The sequence below is a fragment of the Halobacteriovorax marinus SJ genome, assembly GCF_000210915.2.
Taxonomy (GTDB): domain Bacteria; phylum Bdellovibrionota; class Bacteriovoracia; order Bacteriovoracales; family Bacteriovoracaceae; genus Halobacteriovorax; species Halobacteriovorax marinus.
In genome coordinates, this window is record NC_016620.1 from 2,036,657 (window position 1) to 2,047,731 (window position 11,075).

Annotated in this window: 13 protein-coding genes; 1 reads left to right on the top strand and 12 read right to left on the bottom strand. The window is 36.7% G+C overall.

What is annotated here, in order from left to right; genetic code table 11:
• Positions 1 to 72 precede the first annotated feature (72 nt).
• A complete protein-coding gene (locus tag BMS_RS09605; RefSeq protein WP_014244616.1) occupies positions 73 to 834 on the top strand; it encodes a trypsin-like serine peptidase in 762 nt (253 codons plus the stop codon).
• A gap of 89 nt (positions 835 to 923) precedes the next feature.
• Here BMS_RS09605 and BMS_RS09610 read toward each other — a convergent pair whose 3' ends face one another.
• The 12 genes from BMS_RS09610 to BMS_RS09665 form a co-directional block, all read right to left on the bottom strand.
• Positions 924 to 1,655, bottom strand: coding sequence for a hypothetical protein (locus tag BMS_RS09610; protein WP_014244617.1), 732 nt, complete (start codon positions 1,653 to 1,655; stop codon positions 924 to 926).
• A gap of 93 nt (positions 1,656 to 1,748) precedes the next feature.
• Positions 1,749 to 2,744 carry a hypothetical protein gene (locus BMS_RS09615; RefSeq protein WP_157868269.1) on the bottom strand — a complete coding sequence of 332 codons (996 nt, stop codon included), beginning with the start codon at positions 2,742 to 2,744 and terminating at the stop codon, positions 1,749 to 1,751.
• Between the two features lie 354 nt (positions 2,745 to 3,098).
• On the bottom strand, positions 3,099 to 3,446 hold the full coding sequence (gene rplT / locus BMS_RS09620) for a 50S ribosomal protein L20 (protein WP_014244619.1): 348 nt from the start codon (positions 3,444 to 3,446) through the stop codon (positions 3,099 to 3,101).
• Positions 3,447 to 3,534: 88 nt separating this feature from the next.
• Complete coding sequence (gene rpmI, locus BMS_RS09625; protein WP_014244620.1) at positions 3,535 to 3,732, bottom strand: 50S ribosomal protein L35; 198 nt, start codon at positions 3,730 to 3,732, stop codon at positions 3,535 to 3,537.
• Positions 3,733 to 3,925: 193 nt separating this feature from the next.
• Positions 3,926 to 4,522 carry a translation initiation factor IF-3 gene (gene infC, locus BMS_RS17390; RefSeq protein WP_014244621.1) on the bottom strand — a complete coding sequence of 199 codons (597 nt, stop codon included), beginning with the start codon at positions 4,520 to 4,522 and terminating at the stop codon, positions 3,926 to 3,928.
• Between the two features lie 111 nt (positions 4,523 to 4,633).
• Positions 4,634 to 5,071 (bottom strand): hypothetical protein, encoded by a 438-nt coding sequence (locus BMS_RS09635; RefSeq protein WP_014244622.1) that lies wholly within the window; start codon positions 5,069 to 5,071, stop codon positions 4,634 to 4,636.
• 2 nt (positions 5,072 to 5,073) lie between these two features.
• A complete protein-coding gene (locus BMS_RS09640; protein ID WP_014244623.1) occupies positions 5,074 to 6,867 on the bottom strand; it encodes a 1-acyl-sn-glycerol-3-phosphate acyltransferase in 1,794 nt (597 codons plus the stop codon).
• Positions 6,868 to 6,879: 12 nt separating this feature from the next.
• Positions 6,880 to 7,941: an IMP dehydrogenase gene (gene guaB / locus BMS_RS09645; protein WP_044557482.1), complete on the bottom strand. Its 1,062-nt coding sequence runs from the start codon at positions 7,939 to 7,941 to the stop codon at positions 6,880 to 6,882.
• Positions 7,942 to 8,035: 94 nt separating this feature from the next.
• Positions 8,036 to 8,578, bottom strand: coding sequence for a hypothetical protein (locus BMS_RS09650; protein ID WP_044557483.1), 543 nt, complete (start codon positions 8,576 to 8,578; stop codon positions 8,036 to 8,038).
• Complete coding sequence (locus BMS_RS09655) at positions 8,578 to 8,925, bottom strand: winged helix-turn-helix domain-containing protein (protein ID WP_014244626.1); 348 nt, start codon at positions 8,923 to 8,925, stop codon at positions 8,578 to 8,580. Before BMS_RS09655 ends, BMS_RS09650 begins: the two co-directional genes overlap by 1 nt.
• Positions 8,926 to 9,042: 117 nt before the next feature.
• Entirely contained in the window at positions 9,043 to 10,626 is a 1,584-nt protein-coding gene (locus BMS_RS09660; RefSeq protein ID WP_014244627.1) for a Na/Pi symporter, read from the bottom strand.
• Between the two features lie 2 nt (positions 10,627 to 10,628).
• Entirely contained in the window at positions 10,629 to 10,976 is a 348-nt protein-coding gene (locus BMS_RS09665; RefSeq protein WP_014244628.1) for a hypothetical protein, read from the bottom strand.
• Positions 10,977 to 11,075 lie beyond the last annotated feature (99 nt).

Consider the following 11,075-nt stretch of genomic DNA (forward strand, 5'->3'; position numbering starts at 1 on the left):
GAGAATTTGTAAGTATACGCTCTGTTAGGATTCTTATAAGATTTTATTAATTAAATATTTCAAGGAGGAAGTATGTTAGTAAAATCTGCAGCGGCAGTTGCTTTATTCAGTCTAATTTCAATTTCATCAAATGCATCAGATAAGTCTATTTGCGGAAGAACCGACGATAGAGTTCCTTCTACAGATGCTAAGGTTGCTAGAGCACTAGACTCTAGAACTGGAACTGGTGGATGTACTGTAACAATGATTGGCCGTACATGTGCTATTTCAGCAGGACACTGTAAGTCAGTTTTAAAAATTGCAGAATTTAATACTCCAATGTCAGATAGCAGAGGAAGAATTCAACATCCAGGTGTTGAAGATGTATATGAAATTGACCAAGAGTCAATTGTTTATAGAAATGGTGGAGTTGGAAACGACTACGCTGTTATGAAAGTACTTCCTAACAATGTTACAGGTGCCTATGCAGGAGATATCCAAGGTCACTATAATGTAACTTTTGATAGACCAGTAAAAGGTGACGTAATCAGAATTACTGGATACGGACTTGATTACAATGATGACGAGAGAAATCTTGCTCAACAAACTCACACTGGTGAAATCATGAGTACATCTTCTCGTTCAGGAAGCGCTACTATGACTCACGTTGCAGACACTATGGGTGGAAACTCAGGTTCTTCAATCCTTAAAGAGTCTACAAGTGAAATCGTGGCCATCCACACTCACGGTGGTTGTTCTTCAAGAGGTGGATCAAACTCATCTACACTTATTGCTGATCACCAAATCTTAAAAGATGCAATTACAGCTTGTCTTGCGACAGAGCCACAAGACTAAAATAAAATTGGCCGCACGACTCTAGTGCGGCCTCTAATATTTTCACCTACAAAGTTCAAAGTAATTAACAAAGAGTTTTTACCAATACCTTATCTTGATAAGAATTCATCAAATAAATCTCTATTAATTTTCCCATATTTATCCTCGTAGCTTTTTATATAGTTAGCAATTTCATATTTCTTCATATTTCCCAAGTCTCTCTTTAAATACTCTAACGCTATTCTTCTAGAACCATCATCACTGAAACCACAAAATCTATTTGTATTTAATCGATGATGTAATGATTGCAGTCCTCCTAACTCAAAACTCCACATGTGAAAATGATCAAGAAATATTCTAGAAATATTACTTCTAAGAGCTGTATTCCTCGTTACTTCTCGAACTAAACCATCAATTGCATACAACTCTTTTGTTTTTCCGTCGTAGTCTCCAGTTGAAGAAGAATAATCTGACATACAGTCAATATTTATATTTCTCTCATGCCAATATTTTTTTTTATATTCCTCTGACGAAGAGTATATTAAAGTAGACTGTACAAGCACAGCTGCATTATAAATCATAATCAATTCGCTCTCATTTAGATCTTTGAACTCATTGTTAATATAGATCTCCACATCATCACGTATTCCATTCTTATTTTCATCTGGCCCTTTTAACGACCACATGACTTCGAACCAATTGGGAAATGGTGGCTCCATTTTTCCCATAAAAACTTTTGGCTCATATGTTATCCACATCCTTGTGTAGTAGATAAAGTCTCTACATCGGTAAAGAGTGACCAAAAGAATGAATATAGAAAAAGTAATTAGAGTTTTCTTCAATTTAAATTCCAGTTAAATATGCTTCATTAAAATTATAAACGAAGTTGACTCGAAATTTTAAAGATCAAGAAAAATTAAGGACAAAGCGGACTATCACCATACTTCATCATCAACAGTCCAAGGGGAAAGAGATGTAAGGTATGTACAAGAATCGCCCTTCCTACTTATTACAAGACTTGGACCTGCACTCATCTGCAAGCGGAGATATACACTACGAATTCTGTTTCTCTTAAACTCTAACCCCACTTCAAGGTTCTTTGAATCTGCCTTGAATAAATTTAAAACTCTTTCCTCTTCTTTATTTAGATAATCTTGAAATGATGTATAATTCACACCATCAGGTATAGCGGAGGATATCTCCTCTCGATTCTTTGTTGTTGGAAATCCTTCATTTATAAACTTTCTATTTTCCTCTAAATGTTTTTCTCTTCTTCTTTTATCAGAAATACATCTACTCATTTCCTTAAGTATTAGTTCACCATTTTTCTGTTTGATTATTTTCTTCAACCTATCCATATAAGAAACAATACTCTCATCTTTTAAAACAAATTTCTCAAAAACCTCTTTAGCTGATGGCCTAATTACAGCAAGCCTCTTACCTTTATAAATAACTTCGGACTCAACGCTATCTGTAATCGCCTTAACTTCCCCTGGAAGTCTAAAGTAATAAGTATCTTCACCTTTAACTAGAGAAGATCTAAAGCCGTAGACATCTCCTTTATTCTCAGTGAAATAAATTCTTAATTGTCCACTTGTTAACTTTCCTTTGTGAATATTGTAATCACAGAAAAGACTTTTACCATCTCGGTGGAAATCCATACTATATGGAGCTATTTTCACTTCCTTTAGATGCTCTGCTCTTAACTTGCAAACCGTATCATTTGCAAGCTTTAGGTCTCGACTTGAAAACGATCCTACAGGCTTCCCTTTAAGCTCTCTATTAGTAAAAAGAGAGATTCTTCCCTCAAAGGCTCTAACAAATGAGAGGTAAGCCTCTATCCGATTCTTTCTAGTATAAAGCCATACCACATCAGGAGACTCTCCATATGAGTTAAAGATAAAAAGCATTGTAATCAAAAGATATTTCATACTAGAAGTTCTCCAGTCATTCATTGACTTCACTATGTTTTAGTTTTTCTACATTAACTAAGACTATCACGTTTAAAACTAGTCTAAACTTTTAATAGAGACTTTAAGGTTAAGATTTCTAAAGGAATAAAGATCGACGTCTTCAGTTCTTATGACAGATTTGCTTGCACGCAAATCAGAGGATTATTCGGCGTTAAATAGCATGTGCTACAAAACCTCCTCCCGATCTCGCGCTTCCTGCGCTCGCCTGGGGTTTTCAGCATCATTTTTCCATCCTGGAAAATGATGCTTCAACAAAAAGCCCCGCTTAAAAGCGGGGCTTGATATGCTTACAATTATTTTTTGATTTTTAAATTACTTCTTAGATTGCTCGTAGATTGCTTTGAATGACTCGAAGTCAGTCGCTGCGATTTCAGCAAGCATTTTTCTATTTAACTCAGAACCGTTCTTCTTAAGGTTACCCATGAATTTAGAGTATGAACCATCAAGTTGTTTTGCAGCTGCAGAAATTCTTGTGATCCACAATCTTCTCATATCTCTCTTAAGTAACTTTCTTCCGATATAAGAGTAATGTAATGCTCTCTTAACAGTGTCAGCTGTTAATTTGTACTTAGTTCTTCTTGAAAAGTGAAAACCTTTTGCAAGCTTAGCGATTTTGTTTCTTCTTCTTCTGGCCTTAAAGCCTCTTCTAACTCTAGACATAAAATCTCCTTAACGAATACTTGGGGGCCTATATTGCGCTTCTTACTCTCTTTGGAATCCCAAGCCTCAGTTTTTTATTATTCTTTAATTATGCGTATGGAAGCATGGCCTTAACACGACCTAGATCTGCTTGATCTACGTAGTCTGTCTTACCTGCTCTTTTCTTACAGTCGTGAGCTTTTTTCTCAAGAATGTGTCTTAAGTTTGCTCTCTTTCTTTTAAATTTACCATTACCAACAGCTTTAAATCTCTTAGCAGCTGCTCTTCTGGTTTTCATCTTAGGCATCGCTAAATCTCCTCTGATTTCACCTACGATCTGATGATCGTGTCAAAACTAAATAATTGAAGCAGCATTTTATAACAATTTAGAATGAATTTGTAAAAGGAAATATTATATTTATTGAAAGAAAAATAAGGACTTAACGCAATGTTAAGTCCTTAATATAGTATTTTAAATCTATAAATGACTGAAATTAGGTTTAAGACTCTGCGGCTTCTTCAGTTGATTTTGTTGCAGCAGATTTCTGTAGAGCTTTCTTCGTTGGAGCAACGATAGTAATAATACGATTTCCCATCATCTTAGGCTCAGATTCAACTTGAGAACCCATCTCTTCAACAGTTGCAAGGATATCCTTGAACTTTGAAAGACCTAGATCTTTATAGGCCATTTCACGTCCACGAAATTGCATAACCATTTTAATTTTATCACCCTGACCTAAGAATTTCTCCGCTCTCTTAAGCTTTGTTTCTAAATCATGGGCCTCAATATTTGGTCTAAATTGAATTTCTTTTAAAGAAACCTGAGCCTGCTTTTTCTTAGCTTCGTTGGCCTTCTTTTGTTGGTCGTATTTGAATTTCCCGTAATCAATAACTTTAACAACAGGAGGTTTGGCCGTTGGAGAAACTTCAACAAGGTCTAGACCTAGATCAGATGCAATATCTCTGGCCTTATCTAAACTGACGACACCATAAGCAGTTCCGTCATCACCAATTAATCTACATTCGCTGATTCTTATTTGATCATTAATTCGAGGACCTAAATTCTTTCCTCTACCACCGCGATGCTTGTCTTTAATAAATCACCTCCAAGTGAATTTGATATTATCGCATAAGCCTATGAAATATCATGCTACCGCAAATAATTAAAGCTTAATTTTCTTTAATTTTGGCCTATTTTAGAAAAATAATCAACTTTTCCAAAATTCCATTCTTACCAATTCGCCAGAATTTGCAGAAAATGACATTCTCCAATTCTCGCTATACCCATCTCTTAAGATAATCTCTCTAGCAAAGCGTAAAAGCTCAGAAGCTTCCATTGGCCCTTGGTAGGTGTAGCGAAAAACTTCTCTAGCTCGCTGATCCATACTATAGAGGTCAAAATCCTCTAAGAGCTCTTCATCACAAAAGCCAACAACTTCATGCCCAACAAAGCAAACGCCATCAGCACTAAGAGAGCTTTCATTAAAGTAGACGAATCCATTTACCGTAGCTTTAGTGAGCCGCGGTGCCCTTTCAATAAAAGAGTCAATCTCCTTCCAAAGCCCTACAAGGTCTCCACCTTCAAGGGGAGACTTCTTATAAAGAAAGCGGCTATTGCCAACACTTATAGAACTCACTTCACTCATGACTATCCTTGTGAGCGAAGATTGAACTTTCTAAGTTCAAGAAGAAGATTTTCAAAATTGGCAATATTCTCTTCTAGTAATTTTAAATTCGTGACACTGAAAGAGCCTTCTTTATTTTCGATCATCTGCTCGTGGAGAAAATACTTAATAGAAGATTTCATCAATGGCTCAGAGTTAGATTCAGGAAATTTAACAATGACGGCCAACTCCTTTTCTTCTTTGTGTATTTCTTTAAACTTCTTATTGTAATCAGACATCTTAAATCCACTCTCACCAGCAGAGTCATTTAACGCCTTAAGAGTACAGGCACTAGTGTAATAGGCCTCAATAATATAATTGAATGATCTAGAGAAAACACCGAGGCTTGAAGCAATTGTATAGAGTTCTTTATGTGAAAGCTCTAAGCATTCCTCTAGAGAACTTATATCTCTACCAATAATATAAGAGAGAAGTATAAAAGACTTCTCCATAAAATCTTTAATCGTAGGAAGATAGAATTCGTGCTTAAGTAATCTTCTATGTCCTAGGAATAATTTCTTTAGATCACTAACTGTTTCAATTTTTCCACTAAAGAGATTTATCCATGCATAATTAATTACCCATGGAATTAAGAAGTGGTGAAGAATTGTATTCTTAAAATAGAGAAGCTCTTGTCTATGTTCTTCTTTGATCGCATAGAAAGTATGGCTTCTAGAACTCTTGCCTATAACATCTATTTTCTTATTTCCAATCATTATATCCAGAGCACGACCAAGGCTATCTTCTAACTTTGACTCTTGCATGGAATCTGTATAAGGAATTCTATAAGTGTCACAGAAGCTAATTATCTGACGACCTTTAGCAAGAATATCAGTCCAATCCAAAGCACCTGCAGGCTCGTCCAAGAGAATCAGACCAAGTAGTGCAGAAGGAGTCACACTCATATTTGCACCAACAGTTCTAAAGCACTCAAACGCTAAGTTCTGAACCTCTTCTTTAAGAGATTGATCACACTTCTTTTGTGCAATAACAGGCTCCCCTAATTTGATATGAACAGATCCAAATTGATAACTAAAGAGTTTAAAAAGACTAAGTAATTGTCCCGTACTCTCTTTAGTCTTCTTTGCACCACCAAGTTCTTTGGCCAGAGACTTTTGCTCTGGAACATACTCGTGAACAATACTCACTGGAACAAAAGCTAAATCTTTCTTCTGATCTTCAGGCAAGTGGCTGTGAGCTTCTAAGAGCATTTGGTAGAGGCCATACTTTGGAGAAAGTAATTTCCCCGTTCTTGACCTTCCCCCCTCGAAGAAGAACTCAATTGGCTTTTGATTCATTAATAAATAATAAAGATAGGCCTCAAGAGTAATCTTATAGAGAATATCACTCGCAAAAGAGCGCCTAATAAAGAAGCAACCAGATTTTCTAAAGAGTTTTCCGATAGGAAAAATATTAAGGTTATTCCCACCAGCAACGTAGAGAGGAAAACCATATTTTTTAAAGACCATATAATTTATGGCCACATAGTCTGCGTGAGACTGATGATTCGGTACCATCACTACAGACTTTTCTTTAACGAGCTTATTAAAATCTACACCGTTCTCTGAGAAGTTTACCCCGTCATAGAGTTTGGGAAGAGTTGAATCCAGTAATTTTTGAAAAGACTTTATATATGTCTTAGAAAATTCGGCCCTAATTTCGTGAAGAATCTTAATGGCCTTTTCTCTTTCTTCTTTAGGATTATCTCTGGATTCGATTCTCTCTTTCAACTTTGGATAAGAGAGAACGATCTTTTCTTGACTATTAAATAGACTCATTCAAAATTCCTATTAATTCTTTCCGTGTGGCCTAGATTCAACCATTCCAGAAGTACTCATCTCCATGAAGAGACCTACTTCTTTCATATCAGCAATATTATCTACACCTAGGTAAGTCATTCCCGATCTAAGTCCACCTGTAAGCTCAGAGATAACTTCCTCAACTGGCCCTTTACATGGCACCATTGTGTCGACACCCTCTGCGGCCATTCCCTTAGGTAGTTCTCCTCTCCAAGATACCTGAGCAGCTTTAGATGCCATTCCACGGTATTCTTTCATTCCACCCTTAAGCTCACCCGGAGTCTCAAGAGTTCCAGAAAGAAGTGAACCGGCCATAATTGTCTGAGCTCCAGCACAAAGGGCCTTTACGATATCTCCTGATGTTTTGATTCCACCATCGGCAATAACAGGAACATCATGCTTAATGGCCTCTTCAACACACATAGCGATAGCAGAGAGTTGAGGAACCCCATGCCCAGTAATGATTCTAGTTGTACACATTGAACCTGGACCAATTCCAACCTTAACGGCATCGGCACCAAGATCAATCATTCTCTTAACACCTTCACCAGTAGCAACGTTTCCAGCAATGACATCAATATGAGGCCATGTTTTCTTAACGTACTCAAGTGTTTCAAGCATCATGACAGAGTCACCGTGTGCGATATCAATCGTTAAAATATCAACACCGATATCTGCAAGTAACTTCGCTCTTAACTTTCCCTCTTCCTTTACACCGATAGATGCAGCAACAGGTCCGCTTAAATTATTATCTTTAATATATTTTTGAATTTTCTTAACGTCTTCAACTTGCTCTTCTGGAGACATAAAACGGTGTAGGATTCCAAGTCCACCTAGCTTGGCCATGGCACACGCCATTTCTACGCCTGTCACTGTATCCATATTTGCAGAAATAACTGGTGTCTCGATTTCAAAATTCTTTGTGGCCTTTGACCTTAGAGAAGGTATTCTTCTTGAAGCAATCTCTGAATGTCTAGGAACTAATAAGACATCATCAAAAGTTAGACCTTTACCACGCTTTAAAATTTGCTGTGCATTGAACACGAGTTCCATGTTTCTCTCCCAAAATTGTTAAAATGATGCCTATAAAATACCTTGATAATTTTGGATGCACAACCATGATGCAACGAGCATTACTTAAGACGGCCTACTTTAATTTCTCGAGTTGATTTATAAATTCTTTAAAGACATCAACTCGCCCCTCTCCCTCACACCAACGACGTAGAGCAGATTTATTGAACTTTTGTGCCTTTGCTACAAGAATTGCTTGATCGAAACACTCTCTTGCCTTGAAATAAATATAGCTAGAAAGCCTGTCCTTAATACAGTCTGTCGGTGACAATATTTTAATTCTAGAACCGTGAACTTCTCTTTCAATTTCTTTGATACTACTATCCTCTCCAATAGAGAGAGGACCTGGAGGGAACTCTATAAAGAGATGTTTGCAATCTGGGTGGATATAATTCTTTCCCTTTTTAAGGAAGCCAATTTTCTTCATTACTTCGGGCAATCTATCCTTTGATAAATTTTGAATGATAAAATCTAGATCTCCAGACTCGTAAGCACCTTCAGTATAAATAGAGACAACAGCACCACCAACCAAAACAGCCTCAAAACCATGAATGGCCAAATGCTTTCCTACATATAGCCAAAGCTCTTCCTCGCTACAATTCTTAAAATCAATACGCATCACTTTTTACGTCCAATAACAGGTTTCCCTACCCTTCGTGGCCTTCTTCTTACCTCAAACATTTCTTCTTTTTCTCTCAAAGGAATAGAGTCATATACTGCTTTAACCATCTCCATAAAAGGTTTAACAATGGCACCATTTCTTAGATTAAATTGGTAAACCCGAGTACGTCCTTGAAGTTTAGAAATTATAAGCCCTGCATTTTCAAATCTCTCAAATTGCTTTTGAACTGCACTAAGAGAGATCTTCATATCCTTGGCCACAGCTGAAGGATAAGTTTCCCCGTAGTGAAATAAATGTAAGAATATTTTCTGTGCGGTTTTTGAACCTAAAATCAAATCTAGCATATTTTAATTATACTTCAGAACCTTGACAACATCAACCTCTATAAGAGGTTATATAACCTCGAAAAGAGGTCAACTCCTGCCACCACTGGGCTAATAATAACAAACACTTAGACAGTTTCACTGTGAGAGACGAGCGAGGTAGAGCCCATAACAGTGAGAGCGGACTTTTCTAAGAGAAATAATCATATCTGAATAAAGAAGAGATGGGTTTTCGTTGCCGTGACGAAGATTCTCACACTCCTCTTTCAGCTCGTTAGAAATATCTCGTATCTCTAAAGGATCACTCTTAACTCCCGCACCTAAATTCTCGCAACAAATTTCATAGAAAGACCTCACTTTAGAAAGTAGTTCAACAATTCTCTCTAAGTGAACCTCTTCAAGACCTTCTTCAATTACGATCTTTGTTTTATTTGTCACAAAGTTATTGAGGTAATCTGCTATGGCCTCAAACTCTTTTGCCACGAAGAGAATAGATAGAGACTCTTTGGCCTGTGATGAATTGAGAGTGTTTTCCATAAGTGATCTAATAAAGACTTCCATCTCCTTACTAATACGATCAGTAATATCTTCATATTTTTTGATCTTAGCAAGTTGTCTAGGACTTCCCTCTGTATCACTTATATAGATAGCAATTTGATCAAACATTCGATCGACAATACTCTTTAATTTATACATTTCCTTGTGACCTTGCCACAGTGCTGTCGCAGGAATGAGTTCATCAGATCTACCAAACGCAATTAATCTCTGAGGGATCTTAATCTCTGGTGTTGGAATCATTTTAAAGACAATCTCTCTTATAAACTTAAAGAAAACGAGCGATACAATAATATTAAAAGCATTCAGCACTGTATAAAAGAATGGAAGAACAAAGTTAAGTCCAATATAAGACTGAACAAGTGCCAAGCTACTAGAAAAGAATGTAAGATAAATGAGAGCACTTGGAATTGAGAGAGAATTTAAAATAATATTAAAGAGAGCTGAGCGCTGACCTTCAATATTTCCCTTCTTCGAATTTAGGTACAACTTAATACACGGCCCTAGCGAAGCTCCCGCCATGACAGCACAAGAGAGTTCCACAGAGATATTGTGAGTATAGAAAAAGGCCATGAAGAGACCTATTAAAAGAACCGTACTATTTAGAAAGTATGATACTAAAACGCCAAGAATAATTGCGATAAGTAGAGAGAGAAATTCGTGACCTTCTACCAAAGAGGTTGGAATTCTCAGGGTATCTGAATTAAAGAAGTTAATACAGAGATCTAATCCTAAGTAGAGAAAACCTACTCCTAGAACAACTCTAGAAAATAATTTTACGGCCAATACTCTAATAAAGAAGTGGCCCACGGCACCTATGAAAAGAAATAAGTAAGACCAATGAGAGAGATCAAAAGTGAAGAGCCACGGAAAGATCGAAGCTCCTAAGTTAACTCCCATAATAAAGAGCGCCGAGATACTAAATTTAACAATTCCCGAATTAACCAGACCAAGAATCATATTGGTGCAAGAGTAAACACTTAGCACACTTGCCCCGCTCAAGAGTCCCATTAAAAATGAATTGCGAGATCGAATAACTGTCTTTGCATTTAATCCACGCAGGACTTCACCAAAGAGCGATTGCATGGAGAGCACTAGAAAGTTTATAGAGAAAATAAAGAGGGCAACACCGCCTAAGAGCGGCCAGATACGTTCGATGGGAATCATAATTAGCTAGTAGTCATCTTCGCAAAGAAAATTGGAATGATGATATAGAGAATTGTGTCTCGAACAAGATAGAATAAGAAGAAGTAAATGAAGGCCTTTGGCCCTTTATTCCACAATTTTTCAATTCCAAGATATTGAACTTTCTTGCTCATTGAAATCATAAATGGAGTTTTCCCCCAATGCTTCACGAAGAAACTAAGGGCACCATCAACGCGCTTGTCGAATCTAATAAAGGCATTTATAACAAATTGCGGAGTCATTCTAAGAAGAAATGCTTTCATCACTTCTCCCCAACGCTCCCAAAATGGTCTACTATCTTTATTTTCAATTGTATCTACGGCCTTATTCATGGGGATTTATTATCAAAAAATGTTTGCTATGTGAAACAATTTGAAAAAAAACAGTATTCTACATTTTTGTGACAATATTCCTTAACTATACAGATATAT

Coding starts and splice junctions, on each gene's coding strand:
- BMS_RS09605 (WP_014244616.1), top strand. CDS start 73: ATGTTAGTAAAATCTGCAGCGGCAGTTGCTTTATTCAGTCTAATTTCA.
- BMS_RS09615 (WP_157868269.1), bottom strand. CDS start 2,744: ATGAAATATCTTTTGATTACAATGCTTTTTATCTTTAACTCATATGGA.
- rplT (WP_014244619.1), bottom strand. CDS start 3,446: ATGTCTAGAGTTAGAAGAGGCTTTAAGGCCAGAAGAAGAAGAAACAAA.
- rpmI (WP_014244620.1), bottom strand. CDS start 3,732: ATGCCTAAGATGAAAACCAGAAGAGCAGCTGCTAAGAGATTTAAAGCT.
- BMS_RS09635 (WP_014244622.1), bottom strand. CDS start 5,071: ATGAGTGAAGTGAGTTCTATAAGTGTTGGCAATAGCCGCTTTCTTTAT.
- BMS_RS09640 (WP_014244623.1), bottom strand. CDS start 6,867: ATGAGTCTATTTAATAGTCAAGAAAAGATCGTTCTCTCTTATCCAAAG.
- guaB (WP_044557482.1), bottom strand. CDS start 7,941: ATGGAACTCGTGTTCAATGCACAGCAAATTTTAAAGCGTGGTAAAGGT.
- BMS_RS09650 (WP_044557483.1), bottom strand. CDS start 8,578: ATGCGTATTGATTTTAAGAATTGTAGCGAGGAAGAGCTTTGGCTATAT.
- BMS_RS09655 (WP_014244626.1), bottom strand. CDS start 8,925: ATGCTAGATTTGATTTTAGGTTCAAAAACCGCACAGAAAATATTCTTA.
- BMS_RS09660 (WP_014244627.1), bottom strand. CDS start 10,626: ATGATTCCCATCGAACGTATCTGGCCGCTCTTAGGCGGTGTTGCCCTC.
- BMS_RS09665 (WP_014244628.1), bottom strand. CDS start 10,976: ATGAATAAGGCCGTAGATACAATTGAAAATAAAGATAGTAGACCATTT.